This is a genomic window from Paraburkholderia caledonica, assembly GCF_000383275.1.
Taxonomy (GTDB): Bacteria; Pseudomonadota; Gammaproteobacteria; order Burkholderiales; family Burkholderiaceae; genus Paraburkholderia; species Paraburkholderia caledonica.
In genome coordinates, this window is the sequence record NZ_KB911039.1 from 393,216 (window position 1) to 407,212 (window position 13,997).

The following is a 13,997-nucleotide window of genomic DNA, read 5'->3' on the forward strand; positions in this document are numbered from 1 at the left end:
AGTCTAGGTGAAAGCTTTACGAAAGTGTAGGGGAATCGCGTTATAGGTCGAAAAAAACCGTTTCCTTGTCGCCTTGCATATAGATGTCGAAGCGATACACGTTGGCGGTGTTCGGCTCGCGGCGCGCGATCAGGGTTTCACGCCGGTCGGCTGGAACTGCCGTCAGCACGGGGTCGCGCTCGTTGGCTTGCGCTTCGTCCTCGAAATAAATGCGCGTGAACGTGTGAAGCAGCATGCCGCGCATCGTCACGATGACGTTTAAATGGGGCGCCTCGTCGGGGCTCACGCGGCCCGGTTTCACCGTCTCGACGACAAAGCGCTTTTGCGGGTCCGTGCCCGTGCCCACGCGTGCAAAGCCGCGAAAGCCCTTCTTGAGAATTTCCTCGCGCGATTCGGGGTAGTGGCCATCGGCGTCGACCTGGGACACTTCCAGCATGGCGTCGCCGATCACTTTGCCGTCACCGTCGAACACCTGTCCCACGATCGTAATGTGCTCGCCTGCCGCTTCGCGGTCGGCCACCACTGGCGTGAACAAGCTCTTGAAGTCGAAATCGTATTGCTGCGGACACAGGCCGTACGCGAAATACGGTCCGACCGTCTGCGAGGGCGTTTGCTTGAGAGTGGTCATGGCTTAGCGCTCCATCGGAGTTTCGTTACGGCCGCGCAGCACGATGTCGAAGTCGTAGCCGAGCGCGTAGGCCTCTTGCGTGGTATCGAGCGAAAATTTCGCAATCAGTCGATCACGGGCCTGCTCAGGCGTGCCCTGGAAAATCGGATCGAACGCCAGCAACGGGTCACCGGGAAAATACATCTGCGTGACGAGGCGCGAGCCGAAATGCTCGCCAAACAGCGAGAAGTGAATGTGATTCGGACGCCACGCGTTCGGATGATTGCCCCATGGATATGCGCCCGGCTTGATCGTCAGAAAGCGATAGCGGCCTTCGTTGTCCGTGATGCAGCGGCCTGCGCCCAGGAAGTTCGGATCGAGCGGCGCGTCGTGCTGATCCATTTTATGCACGTAGCGGCCAGCCGCATTCGCCTGCCAGATTTCCACGAGCGTGTTGCGCACCGGGCGTCCGCCCTCGTCCAGCACACGTCCCGTCACGATGATGCGTTCGCCAAGCGGTTCGCCGTTACGGACCGCGTTGCGCGTGAGATCGCTGTCGAGCGCGCCGAGGTCTTCGGTGCCGTAGACGGGCACGCGCTGATCGCGCAGCTTTTCCTTCAGCGGAATCAGCGGACGTGTCGGGCCGCGTTTAACCGAGGAACCATAGCCGGGATAGATGTATTCGGGATGCGACGCGAAATCGCGCGCGCTGAGAAAGGAATCGTCCATCAGTGTCTCCTTCGGGATTGTGGGATAGGGCTTATCAACGGACTTTATCCAAACTGGACGGTTATGAAAAATGACGTTTTGGCGCTTTTCGTATAACCTTCCGTTATGCAACGCAGTCTCGCGGACAGCCGCGTCAAATTCCGTCATCTACAGTGCTTTCTGGCCGTAGCCCAGTTCGGGAGCGTCCAGCGGGCCGCTGACAGCCTTTCGATTACGCAGCCGGCCGTCTCCAAGACGGTCGCGGAACTCGAAACCATTCTGGGCGTAAAACTCTTTGAGCGTGGCCGTCACGGGGCGGTGCCCACGCGGGAGGGGCAACTCTTCATGCCCCATGCAAGCGCGTGCGTCAGTGCGTTGCGGCAGGGCGTCGATCTGCTCGCGCGCGCGGAAGGCGCGGCCGCGGCCACGCTCGAAGTCGGGATTCTGCCGACCGTCGCGGCGGCACTGATACCGCCCGTGCTCAAGCGTTTCGCGTCTCTCTGGCCGCGCGTGATCGTGCGCCTTGCAACCGGCGCAAATCCCGAATTGCTCGAGCGCCTGAAAGCGGGCACGATCGAATTTGCCATCGGGCGACTAGCCGATCCCGAACGAATGGTGGGGCTGAGCTTCGAGCAGTTGTTCACCGAACCGCTGATTGCAGTCGTGCGCGCGGGGCATCCGCTCGATGCAGCGCCCGGTTTGCCCTCGGCCGCATTGCAAGATTTCACAGTCGTGTTGCCGCCGTTCGGAACGCTGATCCGGCAGTCGGCGGAAAGTTTGTTGAGCGCGTGGGGTGTGCCGCCGCTGTCGGCGTTCGTGGAAGTGCTGTCGGTCTCGACCGGCCGTGCGCTGACGCTCGAGAACGACGCCGTGTGGTTTGTGCCGCTCAGCGCGGTGGAGTACGAACTGGCGCACGGCATGCTTGTGCGTCTTCCGTTGCCGTTCGCGGGCACCGGCGAGCCGGTTGGCTTGATCCGGCGCTCGGACACGCAGCCGTCAGCAGTCGGAAGGGCTTTTATCGACGCTGTGCGAGAAGTTGCTCAGTTGCGAATGGCCGCGGGCGCGAGCAGGCCCGCGGGCAACGCTGCACACAAGCGTGCGCGCCGCACAACGCCGACAACTTGATGCGCAAAGCGCAGCGAACGGTGCTGCGCAATGAGCTGCGCGCGCGCACCGGCTGCGGCTCTGTGAACCAGTCAGTACAAAATGAAGTTGCGAACGTCACGCTAGCCGGTGTACAAACACGTTGCAAAAGCCGTCGCCGACCGCGTGATGCAGCGCCGCGCTGCGAGTCGAGACGGGTTGCACAGATATCGGAAACACTGGAAACAGCGTCGTAAGACAGTACAAGGAGATTGCCATGCCTAGCGACTTGCCCACTCCAGACGCCGCGCTTCGCGCCGTGTCGGCGCCTGAGCACAATCCGCTCGGCACGGCCGGGCTGGAATTCGTGGAGTTTGCCTCCCGCGATCCGCAGGCGCTGGGCGAGACTTTCACCAAGCTCGGCTTCAAGGCAATCGCACGCCACATCAGCAAGGACGTCACCCTGTTCCGGCAGGGCGAAATGAATTTCCTGATCAACGCGGAGCCCGATTCGTTTGCTGCGCGCTATGCCGAAGAGTACGGCGCGGGCATTTGCGCGATCGGCATTCGCGTGGCCGACGCGCAACGCGCTTTCGACCGCGCGATCGAACTCGGCGCGTGGGCTTTCGAAGGCGAGAGAATTGGCGCCGGCGAGTTGCTGATCCCGGCGATTCAAGGCATTGGCGATTCGCATATCTACTTTGTCGACCGCTGGCGCGGACGCGGCGGGCAACGCGGAGGCCTGGGCGATATCTCGATCTTCGACATCGACTTCCGTCCGATCCAGATCGACACTGCGCACGCCGACCTCAGCCATGCAGGCACGGGTCTCGTCGCCGTGGATCACCTGACGCAAACGGTCGGCGAGGGTCGCATGCAGGAATGGCTCGACTTTTACCGCGACCTGCTCAACTTCCGCGAGATTCATGAGCTGCACGCGAACTGGCATGTGTCGGCCGAATCGCGCGTGATGGTGTCGCCGTGCGGTGCGATCCGCATCCCGCTGTACGAAGAGGGCACGCGCCGGACCGACCTGATGCACGAGTACTTGCCGGATCATCCGGGCGAGGGCGTGCAACACCTGGCGCTTGCCACAGACGATATTTTCGCGTGCGTCGAGCAGTTGCTTGCAAACGGCGTGGAATTCGTCGAGCCGCCTCCGCGCTATTACGAGCAGCTGGACGCGCGCTTGCCAGGACACGGTCTCGACGTCGAGCGGCTAAAGCGCACGCACGTTCTGGTGGATGGCGAGATCGGCACGGACGGTGTGCCGCTGCTGTTTTTTCAGACCTTTGTGCGTCGCGGTGCGGGCGAGATTTTCTTCGAGATCGTGCAACGCCAGGGACATCATGGATTCGGCGAGGGTAACCTCAGCGCGCTCGCGCGGGCGCGCGAGCAAGCCGGCGCCTGAGGTCAGATTTCGCGCTGCTTTTTCGGCGATTCGTTGACGGCCGGTGCTTGCGGAATGTCGGCGCTGGTCGCCATCCATAATACTTCGGCGTCCTCTTCACTTGTCGAAACCGCGGCGTGGCCGGTGCGGCTGTCGAAGTACAGGCTGTCGCCGGCGTTCAGATGTGTCGGGGCGTACAACTCCGAGTGAAGGCACACGCTGCCGCTGATCACGTACAAAAACTCTTCGCCTTCATGACGGCCCCAGTCGTCGAACGCGTCCAGCGTGTGCGCCGAGATGCGGATTCGGAACGGCAGCATTGCTTTGTGCGCGAGGTCGGTCGCAAGCAACTCCATCTGATAGCCGCGATACGCGTGACGTTGCCCTTCGCCTTTGCGCGTTAGCGCGCGACGTCCGCTTGCGCTCACTTTGGGCATCGAGCCGAACAACTCGCCGATTTCGATCTTCAACCCGAGGACGATCTTTTGCAGGACGTCGAAAGTGGGGGACATGAGGCCGTTTTCCACTTTGGATAAAGTCGAGCGAGAAACGCCGCAAAGGCGGCTCGCCGTTTCGAGCGTCAAATCCTGGGACTGGCGGGCAGCGCGGACGCGACGGCCGAGATCGGTCGTTGAGGGTTCAGCGGGCTTGGTGATCTGGGTGTCCATGAGGTCTGCTGCTTTGGTTGCTATCTGAGCGGTAGTTTGCTGTTTCCGATAATAACATTTAGCGCGGATCGTGAAGTTAGCGCCTCCGCTGCCGATTTGGCTGTCGGCGCAATTGCAGATGATGGTTGGACTTTCTGATTGGAAACAGGGAGTATGCGTGCACTTAGCGTTTAATAGGCTCCGCGCTGCGGCATTTCCGCCGATGTTGTTGCCAAAAGGCTGTTTAAAACCTTTCGATGACATAAAACCGACTCAACGCAATTTGATATGCCCGTCGTCAAGTGCATTAACTCAGGTTGAAAAACGCGTGAGTGGATTGATTTATTGCGGCAATGTATTACGATGTTCAAACTAAAAATAGCATCAAGAAGATAAACCCTCATGTCGCAGAATCGGAAGAAACGCCAATCGGGGAATAAGGCACGCAGGAGGCCCTTGGGAAAAGCGCAGTTATTACCGCACACGGCCGCGTACGTGCGTGAACAGTCGCTCTGCTGGCATCTGGCGTTGGCCGCTTTCAAAGCCGGAAACGGTAATGGGGATTTGCTTGCCAAAATCGTCAAGGCGCTTTATCTCGCCTGGTACCTTCAGGAGGCAGGTTTTGGTGCGGTGGAGCGCGAGGTTTATCTCGATGCTGAACGTATTCTCGATGTCGCAGCTTCGTGCGCAAGTCAGGGTGTTTGGGTTATCGAAAGCGCGGATTGTCCGCCTATTATCCAGATTCTCGATCTACATGAACGGCAATTGCTTTGTGCGCCTGTGTTCGCTGTCGCCGAGGCGGAATCATGCGTTGTGCGTTTTGGAAAAAGCGAGAAAAGGGCGCCGTGGTGATGCAGTCCTGTAAATTGCATGGTTCCTCGCGACAATCCATCTGCTCGAAGCGCTCCTAACTGCCCGAAGCGGCAGAGGACCAGCCGTAGCCAGGCGCGCTGCTTGCTCTTACAGTGCAGACCCAGATGCATGGAGCGCGAAAATGGCGAACAACGATTCAGACGCAATGGACGACCAGGGCAACGCTTCGAAGGCTACCGGAGCTTCAGGAGGCGGCTCGTTCGGTAATCAGCGCGGCGCACCAGTCACTGGTGGCGCGCCGGAGAACGGACAGAGAGGCGAAGGCGAGGTGCACCCTGCGCCAGATACCAATCCGCGAGGCAATCGCGCCCACGAAGCAACCGAGGGGCGGGACAACGGGCAGGACAAGGCATAAGCCAAAGCACACGCAGAGCGTTGACGGCGATATGCATAGCAACACGGTCGGCGGCGTTGCCGCGCAGCAGGGCAACTCCCGGATAGGCGACAGCGCCCGGCCGTACGGTTAGACGTCGAGCTGTAGCAACTGCCGCGGTACAACGCGTGGTTCGTGACGGCGGTGTGCGGACGTGATGGGTGCTGGAAATCTCGAACGGGGGTCAACGATGACAGAAGCACGGACACGATTCAATTCCCGACGACGACCCCGAACGATTCTGGCCAACACGAGTTGGCACGCTGACAAGTGGCCCGACGCAACGCTTCGCTCTTTGCGAAGCAACGAAGGGTAGATCCGCACTAGAAAGTCGACGGTCATTGGGACTGGCAGTCTTCCCGATCGCCTGGGAGACGTCTATGAACCGCAACATGTATCTGCACAAATGTGCGCTGTCGTGGCGCCGGGTAGTGTCGACCGGCCTGCTTGCCATCTTCTGTATTGCCTGTAGCGGCGGCTCGGGCGGCGACTCCAGCACGAGCAGTACGAGCGGCGGAAGTGGGTCCGGCGGAACGGGCACCGGCGGGACCGGCTCGGGTGGATCGGGTGGTTCGGGCTCTGGTGCAACGTCTTCTGCGAGCGACGTTCTGACGTATCACAACGACCTCGCCCGTACCGGACAGTACCTTGCGGAGACGACGCTGACGCCCGCCAACGTTAACCCGACCGGATTTGGCAAGGTTGCGTTCCTCGCGGCAGACGGCAAGGTCGACGCTCAACCGCTCTACGTCAGCAATCTCCCCATTGGCGGCACGGCGCACAACGTCGTCTACGTCGTGACCGAGCACGCCAGCGTCTACGCATTCGACGCCGACACCAACACACAACTGTGGCAGCGCTCCCTGCTTGGCTCCGGCGAGACGACGAGCGACGATCGTCACTGCGGTCAGATCACACCGGAAATCGGCATCACGTCGACACCGGTGATCGACCGTACGCGCGGCACAGCGGGCGTCCTGTACGCGGTCGCAATGAGTAAAGATGCGAGCGGAGGCATTCATCAACGCCTGCACGCAATAGATCTCGTGACAGGATCGGAGGCCCTCGGTGGTCCCACCGAGATCACGGCCACCTACCCTGGAACCGGCGCGAACAGCAGCAACGGTGTCACCGCTTTCGATCCTCAGCAATACGCGGAGCGCCAGGCGCTAACCCTCGTCAACGGCAATGTCTATCTTGCATGGACGTCGCACTGCGACCAGGGCACTTACGGCGGTTGGGTGATGGCCTACAGCGCGGATACGCTTTCGCAGACAAGCGCGCTGAACCTCACTCCAAACGGAAGTGAGGGCTCGGTCTGGATGAGCGGTGCGGGTATGGCATCCGACGGCGCATTCCTGTACCTCCTCGACGCGAACGGCACTTTCGACGCAACGCTGAATGCGCAGGGCTTCCCCATTGCAGGCGACTATGGGAACGCCTTCCTTAAGCTGTCGACTTCGCCGAGGCTCGGTGTGGCCGACTATTTCGCGACTTTCGACACCGTCGTGCAATCAGCGAGGGACGCGGATCTCGGATCGGGCGGTGCATTGGTACTGCCGGACCAGGCAGACGCAAGCGGCACGACCCGGCATCTCGCCTTGGGAGCGGGCAAGGATTCGAAGATCTACGTGGTCAATCGCGATTCGATGGGCAAGTTCAACACGAGCGCCAACCAGATCTGGCAGGAGATCGACGGGCAACTGCCAGGAGGCGTTTTCGGCATGCCCGCCTATTACAACCATGTCGTGTATTTCGGCTCCGTGGGCGACAATCTCAAGGCGTTTCCGGTGACCGCTGCACTCCTGGCAACGAGCCCCGCATCGCGCAGTCCCGGCACTTTCCCTTACCCAGGCGCCACGCCCAGCGTTTCGGCGAATGGAGCGTCGAATGGGATTGTCTGGGCCGCCGAGAACGGCGCCGTTGGCGCCCTGCATGCCTTTAACGCCGGCGATCTGAGCCAGGAACTCTACAACAGTAACCAGTCCGGGACGCGAGACACATTCGGCGCGGGAAACAAGTTCATTACGCCAATGATCGCGCACGGGCACGTGTACGTGGGCACGACCAACGGCGTGGCGGTATTCGGTTTGTTGAAATAGTAAAGAAGCTGAAGCTCGCGGCGCCCGGCCAAGCGCGGCGAGCTTCAGCTGCCGATCACCCTCTTTGCCCGTTTTTTTCTGACTCCGGGCTCGACTCCCACGCGCACATCTCGCCGCTTAACCGCCTCGACAACAGCGCGAGCGACCTGCTCGAATTCCTCCTCCCGCTGCGACAAATAAAGCCATTTGCCGAGTACGGGATGCGGCGCGAGCTGCACAAACTCGGCAGTGAGATCTGCATGCCGATCACGCGACGTGCACACCAGCAGTCCATTCCAGGGTTCCTCGCCGTCGCCGACCGCAAGACAGAGCAAGCCATCTACATAAGCCGCTTCGAAGCCGAATAAGCGCTTCCTCAGAAAGCCGGGATCGTCTTCGAAAGGCTCGAAGATCCACAGCAAAGAATTCTTAACGGATGAACCCATGACCGCTCCTGTTTGCGAGCGATCATCTTAAGGCGAAGAGACTGCAGAGATGAAACGTACAGTCTCAAAGCGCCTTGCGCGATAGCAACTCAGGCCTGCAACCGGCCATAGCGCAAAAGTGCAACGCTCACTTGGCCGGCGCGGCGGCCCCTGCTTGCGACGAACCCGTCGCCGTAGAACCGTAGCCGGTGGTATCGCTCTGAGCCATCGCATTTTGCGCAGCAATGCGAGCTTCGGCTGCTTGAATGTCCGCGGGATAAGTCGCATCCACAGCAACGGCCGGGTTGTATCCCGCCTGCTCGATCTGCTTCAGCTGAGCCTTCACTTCCGCGCGCGTGAGCGGCTGCTCCGACTGTGCAAACGAGACAACTGGCGCGGCCAGAACAACAACCAGCGCGACTGTTTTGATAAGCGATTTCATGATGCTTCCCTCCGGGAATGATGTACCCCGATGCCGCAGCGGATCGTCGGCACCATTCGCGGATTTTAGGAAGCCCTTATTCCAGGGAAAACCCCCAATGCTGTAATTCACTCTTGCAGCAAATGACAAGTCGGCGTGCTTTAATGGACGGCGTAAACAATGAAGGCACTTCGTCAAACGCCGTGGCGCACGTCGACCTTGTACGCGGTGACTTGCCGGTAGGTGTCTCCTGCTCGAACGATTACATCGCTCTGCTCCGCCGGCATGTTCACCTGGTTCGGAAAGCCGCCTGCTTCGAGGCAAAGCCCTGCATGTGCCTGATAAATCACGCCGCCGCGTCCCGCGTCTCCTTTCAACCAGTTGCCGCTGTAAAACTGCAAGCCACGCTGGTCGGTTGACACGGTCAATTCCCGTCCGCTCCCCGGATCGTAAAGACACGCGACTTCGCGCAGATGGCTGGCTTGATTGGCGCCAGCAGCCGCCTCGCGCAGTACGTAGCAATGATCGAAGCCGCCCGCTTGCACGAGTTGTCCGTGCGGCCAGTCGAGGCGGGCGCCAATCGGCGCGCTCTGCCGGAAGTCGAATGCATTGCCCGCTACATCCGCAAGCCTGCATGGAATCATTGCTGCATCGACTTCGAAGAATTGATCGGCGTCGATCGACAGCATGTGTCCGCGAATATCCGCGCCTGCGCGGCCAGTCAGATTGAAGTACGCATGGCTCGTCAGATTCAGCGGCGTGGCGGCGTCGGTAACGGCTTCGTATTCGATGGTCAACGTGCCGTCATCGTCGAGCGTATAGCGCACTTGCGTAGTGACGTTGCCTGGAAAGCCCGCGTCGCCTTCCGGCGACTCGAGCCGCATGAGCAGCGATCCGTTGTCCTCGCTGACATCCCACATCGCACGGTGGAAACCCACGCTTCCTCCATGCAGCAGGTTCGCGCCCTCGTTGCGGTCGAGCGTGTACTCGATGCCATCGAGCGTAAAACGGGCGTCGGCAATGCGGTTCGCCCACCGGCCGATCAGCCCGCCCATATAGGTCGTGGCCGCGACGTAATCGGCCGGCGTGTCATGCCCGAGCAGAATATCGCCGAGACGTCCGGTGCGATCCGGCGCATGCCACGAAACGAGCGTCGCGCCCAGGTCGCTGATGGCGACCTTCATGCCGTGCGCGTTGCGCAGCGTGAAGAGCCGTACCGGATCGCCGCCATTGAGCGCGCCCCACGGCTCGGATGAAAGTTGTGCGATGCTGATCATGTCGTCGATAAAAATTTGAGAAGTAAAGGCATGCTCAGCCTGGCGTGGAAGCCTGAGTCGAGTTCACGCGATCCTGGTACTCGCGCGGCGTGCAACCGAGTTCGCGCCGGAAAACCGCATACATGTATTGCAGCGACGTGAAGCCGCAACGTATCGCCACTTCCGCACTCGATGCATCGCGCTTCGCAAGCAGCGCCTTCGCGACATCCAGTTTATGGCGCAAGATTTCCTGATGCACGGTGCATTTGCGTTCGCGTCGAAAGTACTCTTCCAGCGACGAGCGCGACACGCCCACGTAATCGGCCACCTGTTCGGTGCGAATGCCCTGGCACGCGTACTGACGGATGAAGTGCCGCGCGCGCATTACATATGGACTCGCGAGCGGTTCATGTCGTGTCGACTCAAGCACGTTGATCCCGACGGGCGGCACGAGAATGCGCCGCCCAGGAAAGCGCGCACCGCGCAGCATCTGATGCAAAAGGTGGGCAGCGGTGCGCCCCATTTCTTCGGTGCCCTGTATCACGGAGGAAAGCGGAATGCGCGTGAGCGTCCGCGTTAGCGGGTCGTTGTCGATGCCGATAATCGCGACTTCTTCCGGTACCGGGATGCCCGCAATCAAGCACGCTTGCAGTAAATGGCGCGCGCGCGCATCGGTCACGGCGATAATGCCGACGGGCTTAGGCAACTCGCGCAGCCACGCAGTCAGTTGTTCGGTCGCCTGGTTCCATGAAGGCGCGCTGGTCGACAGTCCGCGATAAATCTCGCTCTGAATCTGCTCGGCGCTGTGCCCGTCCGTGCTGCGCAGATGAGCGAACGCAAGTTCGCGCTGCTGCGCCCAGCGGTTCTCTTGCGCTTGCGGCAAGCTGTACAGCGCAAAGTGTTCGAGGCCGGCGCCAATTAAATGCGTATAAGCCAGCGAAACGAGCTTGCTGTTATCGGTCGCGATATAGGGTAAATCCGGGGGATATTGTGACGGGTCTTCAAACGACGAGCCCACCGCGACGACCGGCAATGGGCAGTCGCGCAATGCTTCACTCACGGCAGGATCGTCGAAATCCGCAATGATTCCGTCGCCGTCAAACCGCTCGATACCCGTCAAGCGGCAACGAAAATCTTCTTCCAGAAACAGGTCCCATGCCACGCGTGTGGACAGCAGATAGTTACCAATGCCGGTAATGATCTCGCGATCGTAGACCTTGTTCGCGTTGAACAGCAGTGCGATCCGATGGGTCGTCTGTGGAGTTTGCGGACGGGTCATGGCGGTGCGCGGCATGCGGATAGTGAAACCCGCAAAGCCTTCGTCTCCTATGTCGACAGAGTAGGCGCTGCAGCGTCTATCTCCGGTTCGATGTTTTTAAGCGTCCGGTTATTCTAGGCCGCGAATCACGCACCGGTGCAAAACAAAATGGCGGGCGGTGAGAAACATCAAGCACGCTGCGCAATTTCGCAATTGCCGATGCTTGCGGCAAGCGGCAGCATGGCGTCACCTTATTGACCGGCGCGGCCACGTCCGCACGGGTTGCAGTGCAACAAATACTGGAGACGCTGATGTCCTACTTCGAACACATTCCCGAGATCCGTTATGAAGGCCCGCAGTCGGACAACCCGCTTGCGTACCGTCACTACGACAAGAACAGGAAGGTACTCGGTAAGACGCTCGAAGAACATCTGCGCATTGCGGTGTGCTACTGGCATACGTTCGTCTGGCCGGGTGTCGATATTTTCGGTCAGGGCACATTCAAGCGCCCATGGCAGCAGTCCGGCGACGCAATGGAAATGGCGCATCTGAAAGCGGATGCCGCGTTCGAATTTTTCTCGAAGCTGAGCACGCCGTATTACACGTTTCACGATACCGACGTGGCGCCCGAAGGCAGCAACCTGAAAGAGTACAGCGAGAACTTTTCCCGCATAGTGGATTACCTCGCACGCAAACAGCAGGACACCGGTATCAAGCTGCTGTGGGGCACGGCCAACCTGTTCTCGCATCCGCGTTATGCTGCGGGCGCGGCCACGAGCCCCGATCCAGAAGTATTCGCGTTTGCCGCGACACAGGTACGTCATGCACTCGACGCCACACAACGGCTGGGCGGCGAGAATTATGTGTTGTGGGGCGGACGCGAAGGCTACGACACTTTGCTCAATACCGATCTCGTGCGCGAACGCGATCAACTCGCGCGCTTCCTGCATATGGTCGTGGACCATGCGCATAAGATCGGCTTCAAAGGCTCACTGCTGATCGAGCCAAAACCGCAGGAGCCGACCAAGCATCAATACGATTACGATGTCGCGACCGTGCACGGATTCCTGCTGCAGTACGGGCTTGCGAAAGACATTCGCGTGAACATCGAGGCGAATCATGCAACGCTTGCCGGCCACTCGTTTCATCACGAGATCGCAACGGCTTTTGCACTCGATATCTTCGGCAGCGTAGATGCGAACCGCGGCGACCCGCAAAACGGCTGGGACACAGATCAATTCCCAAATAGTGTGGAAGAACTGACGCTCGCGTTTTATGAAATCCTCAAGCACGGCGGGTTCACCACGGGCGGCATGAACTTCGACTCGAAAGTACGTCGGCAAAGTGTCGATCCGGAAGATCTGTTTTACGGTCACATTGGCGCGATCGACAACCTCGCGCTCGCCGTGGAACGCGCGGCTGTGCTGATCGAAAACGACCGTCTCGACCAGTTCAAACGCCAGCGTTATGCAGGCTGGGACGCCGAGCTTGGACGCAAGATCCTGTCGGGCGACTTCTCGCTGTCGGCGCTCGCCACCGAAGCGCTGTCGCGCGATCTGAACCCGCGTCATGCGAGCGGCCAGCAGGAGCGCATGGAAAACATCGTCAATCAGGCGATTTATAGCGGACGCTGACGAGCACTGTTGCACGTGAATAAAACGCGCGGACATATACCGCGCGAATAAAAAAGCTTTGGGTTGTCGCTTGTCCGGACCTGCGGCTCGCAGCGCAGGCCGTCCAATCCGGAATTCCGGCTATCAAAAGAAGGAGACAGAAATGAAATTCGCAACACGTCGTACTGTACTGGGTTCGCTCGTATGTGGAGCGGTGCTGGCCAGCCTGTCACTGGCGGCGCCGCTTGCGCATGCCAGCAAGGATCATCCGGAGATCGGCTTCTGTATCGACGACCTGCGCGTCGAACGCTGGTCACGCGACCGTGACTATTTCGTCGCGGCTGCGGAAAAACTCGGCGCGAAAGTATCCGTTCAATCTGCCGATGCCAGCGAGGCGCGGCAAATCTCGCAGATTGAAAACCTGATCTCGCGCGGCGTCGATGTCATCGTGATCGTGCCGTTCAATTCCAAGACGCTAGGCAATGTGGTCGCCGAAGCCAGAAAGGCAGGCATCAAGGTCGTTTCATATGACCGCCTGATTCTCGATGCCGACGTTGACGCCTACATCTCGTTCGACAACGAGAAGGTGGGAGAACTGCAGGCGGAAGGTGTTTATAAAGCGCAGCCGAAGGGCAACTACTTCCTGCTTGGCGGCGCGCCGACCGACAACAACGCGAAGATGCTGCGCGAAGGACAGCTCAAAGTACTGAAGCCCGCCATCGACAAGGGCGATATCAAGCTGGTCGGGCAGCAATGGGTGCCGGAGTGGAGTGCGTCCACCGCGCTGCGCATCGTGGAAGATGCACTGACCGCCAACAACAACAAGATCGACGCGATCGTTGCGTCGAACGACGGAACCGCCGGCGGCGCGATCCAGGCACTGGCCGCTCAGCACATGGCCGGGAAAGTGCCCGTCTCGGGTCAGGACGCCGACCTCGCAGCAGTCAAGCGGCTGATTGCGGGCACGCAGACCATGACCGTCTACAAACCGCTGAAGCTGATTGCTGGCGAAGCGGCAAAGCTCTCGGTCGCGCTGGCGAAGGGTGAGAAGCCTGCCTTCAATGCGCAATACGATAACGGAAAGAAGAAGGTCGACACGGTGCTGCTGCAGCCTACGTTGCTCACCAAGAGCAACGTGGATGTAGTCATCAAGGACGGCTTCTACACCCAGGCCCAGCTCGCGAGCCAATGAGCGTAACGTGCGCGCGGTTCACGTCGATACATGCAGCAGCGTATCGGCATGAACGCGCGCCCTGCAGCGA

14 protein-coding genes are annotated in these 13,997 nt (G+C 60.0%); 7 read left to right on the forward strand and 7 right to left on the reverse strand.

Annotation, left to right across the window (positions count from 1 at the left end; all coding sequences use genetic code 11):
• Positions 1-40: 40 nt before the first annotated feature.
• The gene (pcaG, locus tag H281_RS0119895; RefSeq protein WP_020068916.1) at positions 41-628 is read right to left on the reverse strand and encodes a protocatechuate 3,4-dioxygenase subunit alpha; all 588 of its coding nucleotides are present in this window, start codon (positions 626-628) and stop codon (positions 41-43) included.
• A 3-nt stretch (positions 629-631) separates the two neighbouring features.
• Positions 632-1,336 (reverse strand): protocatechuate 3,4-dioxygenase subunit beta, encoded by a 705-nt coding sequence (gene pcaH / locus H281_RS0119900; protein ID WP_020068917.1) that lies wholly within the window; start codon positions 1,334-1,336, stop codon positions 632-634.
• 105 nt (positions 1,337-1,441) lie between these two features.
• On the opposite strand from pcaH, the gene pcaQ reads away from it, so the two are divergent.
• Together pcaQ and H281_RS0119910 are read left to right on the forward strand one after the other, a co-directional pair.
• A complete protein-coding gene (pcaQ, locus tag H281_RS0119905; protein ID WP_020068918.1) occupies positions 1,442-2,440 on the forward strand; it encodes a pca operon transcription factor PcaQ in 999 nt (332 codons plus the stop codon).
• 235 nt (positions 2,441-2,675) lie between these two features.
• Positions 2,676-3,809 carry a 4-hydroxyphenylpyruvate dioxygenase family protein gene (locus H281_RS0119910; RefSeq protein ID WP_020068919.1) on the forward strand — a complete coding sequence of 378 codons (1,134 nt, stop codon included), beginning with the start codon at positions 2,676-2,678 and terminating at the stop codon, positions 3,807-3,809.
• A 2-nt stretch (positions 3,810-3,811) separates the two neighbouring features.
• On the opposite strand, the gene H281_RS0119915 is transcribed toward H281_RS0119910, so the two are convergent.
• Entirely contained in the window at positions 3,812-4,456 is a 645-nt protein-coding gene (locus H281_RS0119915) for a helix-turn-helix domain-containing protein (protein ID WP_020068920.1), read from the reverse strand.
• A 435-nt stretch (positions 4,457-4,891) separates the two neighbouring features.
• Here H281_RS0119915 and H281_RS0119920 point away from each other — a divergent pair, with 435 nt between their 5' ends.
• From H281_RS0119920 to H281_RS0119930, 3 genes are all read left to right on the forward strand, one after another.
• The gene (locus tag H281_RS0119920; RefSeq protein WP_020068921.1) at positions 4,892-5,287 is read left to right on the forward strand and encodes a hypothetical protein; all 396 of its coding nucleotides are present in this window, start codon (positions 4,892-4,894) and stop codon (positions 5,285-5,287) included.
• Between the two features lie 142 nt (positions 5,288-5,429).
• Positions 5,430-5,663, forward strand: coding sequence for a hypothetical protein (locus H281_RS0119925; protein WP_020068922.1), 234 nt, complete (start codon positions 5,430-5,432; stop codon positions 5,661-5,663).
• Between the two features lie 398 nt (positions 5,664-6,061).
• Positions 6,062-7,783: a PQQ-binding-like beta-propeller repeat protein gene (locus H281_RS0119930; protein ID WP_020068923.1), complete on the forward strand. Its 1,722-nt coding sequence runs from the start codon at positions 6,062-6,064 to the stop codon at positions 7,781-7,783.
• Between the two features lie 44 nt (positions 7,784-7,827).
• On the opposite strand, the gene H281_RS0119935 is transcribed toward H281_RS0119930, so the two are convergent.
• From H281_RS0119935 to H281_RS0119950, 4 genes are all read right to left on the reverse strand, one after another.
• Positions 7,828-8,208: a hypothetical protein gene (locus H281_RS0119935; protein ID WP_020068924.1), complete on the reverse strand. Its 381-nt coding sequence runs from the start codon at positions 8,206-8,208 to the stop codon at positions 7,828-7,830.
• A gap of 127 nt (positions 8,209-8,335) precedes the next feature.
• Positions 8,336-8,629 (reverse strand): DUF4148 domain-containing protein, encoded by a 294-nt coding sequence (locus tag H281_RS0119940; RefSeq protein WP_020068925.1) that lies wholly within the window; start codon positions 8,627-8,629, stop codon positions 8,336-8,338.
• A gap of 173 nt (positions 8,630-8,802) precedes the next feature.
• Positions 8,803-9,885 carry an aldose epimerase family protein gene (locus H281_RS0119945; protein WP_020068926.1) on the reverse strand — a complete coding sequence of 361 codons (1,083 nt, stop codon included), beginning with the start codon at positions 9,883-9,885 and terminating at the stop codon, positions 8,803-8,805.
• A gap of 34 nt (positions 9,886-9,919) precedes the next feature.
• Complete coding sequence (locus tag H281_RS0119950) at positions 9,920-11,143, reverse strand: XylR family transcriptional regulator (RefSeq protein WP_027804777.1); 1,224 nt, start codon at positions 11,141-11,143, stop codon at positions 9,920-9,922.
• A 290-nt stretch (positions 11,144-11,433) separates the two neighbouring features.
• Here H281_RS0119950 and xylA point away from each other — a divergent pair, with 290 nt between their 5' ends.
• On the forward strand, positions 11,434-12,756 hold the full coding sequence (gene xylA, locus H281_RS0119960) for a xylose isomerase (RefSeq protein ID WP_020068928.1): 1,323 nt from the start codon (positions 11,434-11,436) through the stop codon (positions 12,754-12,756).
• Between the two features lie 142 nt (positions 12,757-12,898).
• Positions 12,899-13,927, forward strand: coding sequence for a D-xylose ABC transporter substrate-binding protein (gene xylF, locus H281_RS0119965; RefSeq protein WP_020068929.1), 1,029 nt, complete (start codon positions 12,899-12,901; stop codon positions 13,925-13,927).
• The last annotated feature ends 70 nt before the right edge of the window (positions 13,928-13,997 follow it).

What these genes read in the sequence shown, in the direction of transcription:
- pcaG (WP_020068916.1), bottom strand. Translation starts at nt 628, where the DNA reads ATGACCACTCTCAAGCAAACGCCCTCGCAGACGGTCGGACCGTATTTC.
- pcaH (WP_020068917.1), bottom strand. Translation starts at nt 1,336, where the DNA reads ATGGACGATTCCTTTCTCAGCGCGCGCGATTTCGCGTCGCATCCCGAA.
- pcaQ (WP_020068918.1), top strand. Translation starts at nt 1,442, where the DNA reads ATGCAACGCAGTCTCGCGGACAGCCGCGTCAAATTCCGTCATCTACAG.
- H281_RS0119910 (WP_020068919.1), top strand. Translation starts at nt 2,676, where the DNA reads ATGCCTAGCGACTTGCCCACTCCAGACGCCGCGCTTCGCGCCGTGTCG.
- H281_RS0119915 (WP_020068920.1), bottom strand. Translation starts at nt 4,456, where the DNA reads ATGGACACCCAGATCACCAAGCCCGCTGAACCCTCAACGACCGATCTC.
- H281_RS0119925 (WP_020068922.1), top strand. Translation starts at nt 5,430, where the DNA reads ATGGCGAACAACGATTCAGACGCAATGGACGACCAGGGCAACGCTTCG.
- H281_RS0119930 (WP_020068923.1), top strand. Translation starts at nt 6,062, where the DNA reads ATGAACCGCAACATGTATCTGCACAAATGTGCGCTGTCGTGGCGCCGG.
- H281_RS0119935 (WP_020068924.1), bottom strand. Translation starts at nt 8,208, where the DNA reads ATGGGTTCATCCGTTAAGAATTCTTTGCTGTGGATCTTCGAGCCTTTC.
- H281_RS0119940 (WP_020068925.1), bottom strand. Translation starts at nt 8,629, where the DNA reads ATGAAATCGCTTATCAAAACAGTCGCGCTGGTTGTTGTTCTGGCCGCG.
- H281_RS0119945 (WP_020068926.1), bottom strand. Translation starts at nt 9,885, where the DNA reads ATGATCAGCATCGCACAACTTTCATCCGAGCCGTGGGGCGCGCTCAAT.
- H281_RS0119950 (WP_027804777.1), bottom strand. Translation starts at nt 11,143, where the DNA reads ATGACCCGTCCGCAAACTCCACAGACGACCCATCGGATCGCACTGCTG.
- xylA (WP_020068928.1), top strand. Translation starts at nt 11,434, where the DNA reads ATGTCCTACTTCGAACACATTCCCGAGATCCGTTATGAAGGCCCGCAG.
- xylF (WP_020068929.1), top strand. Translation starts at nt 12,899, where the DNA reads ATGAAATTCGCAACACGTCGTACTGTACTGGGTTCGCTCGTATGTGGA.